The organism is Pseudonocardia sp. SID8383 (assembly GCF_009864975.1).
Lineage (GTDB): Bacteria > Actinomycetota > Actinomycetes > Mycobacteriales > Pseudonocardiaceae > Pseudonocardia > Pseudonocardia alni.
Map to the genome: position 1 here is coordinate 1 of NZ_WWFY01000470.1, position 1,000 is coordinate 1,000.

Here is a 1,000-nt window from a genome sequence, read left to right on the forward strand (position 1 = left end):
GCACCGGGCCGAGGACCGGCCCGCCGACGCCGCCGCGGCTGCCGAGCGCGCGCTGCAGGAGCCCCTGCCGGACCCGCTCCGCGGGGCGCTGCTGGTGGAGCTGGCGCTGTCGCGCTCGCACACCGCGCCCGGTACGGCCGCGCGGGTGCTCTCCCGGATCACCCTGGACACCGACCCGGCGGCGAGCCGGTACGGGGCCCGAGCGGTCGACCTGCTGCTGTCCGCCGGGGAGGTCGGTGCGGCCCGGCAGGCGCTGGACATCGCGGTCCGTCGATGTCCGGAGGACGCGCCGGCGCGGGCGGACCTGCTGTCGTTGTCCCGGCTGACCGACGAGCTCGGCTTCGACCGGCGGACCGTGCTGCACGGCCCGGTCGCCACGGCGGCAGCCGGCTCCGACGACGACGGTCCGGTCGCCCGCGGGACCACCGCGTGGTCGCTGGTCCTGCGCGGCCGCGACCGGGACCGTGCCACCCGGCTGGCCCGCGCCACGCTGACCGGCCCGAGCGGCGTCCTCCCGGCGATACCGCAGGTGGTCGCGGCGCTCACCCTCGACGCCGTGGGCTGTGCCGACGAGGCGGGCGAGGCGATGCACCACCTCCTGCTCGAGATCACCCGGGAGCGCCCGGTCCCGCCCGCCGTACTCGCGGTGTCGGCACTGGTCGAGCTGCGGACGGGGGACCTCGACGGCGCACGACGGGACCTGCGGGCCGCCGCCGTCGCCCCGGTCTCCTCCGACGGGCCCGACCCGCTCGCCGGGGCCGCCCGGGTGCTGGTGCACCTGGCGGAGCCCGACGTGGAGGCTGCCGACGCCGCGGCCTTCGCCGACCTCGCCGCCGGGGGAAGACGGCCCGGTGCGGCCCTGCTGGAGTACGCGCGGGGGCGCGTGCGGTCGGTGCAGGGCCGCCACCGCGACGCGGTGGAGCACTACATGGGGTGCGGTCGGCTGCTGCTGGACCGGGGCCGGGTCAATCCGGTCCTGGCGCCGTGGCGGTCCGCGGCG

General features: G+C 79.0%; 1 protein-coding gene. It reads left to right on the plus strand.

The genetic code is table 11. From position 1 onward, the window contains the following. The coding region (locus GTW08_RS11420) for a hypothetical protein (RefSeq protein ID WP_202417042.1) at window positions 1-1,000 on the plus strand (1,000 nt) is incomplete at both ends.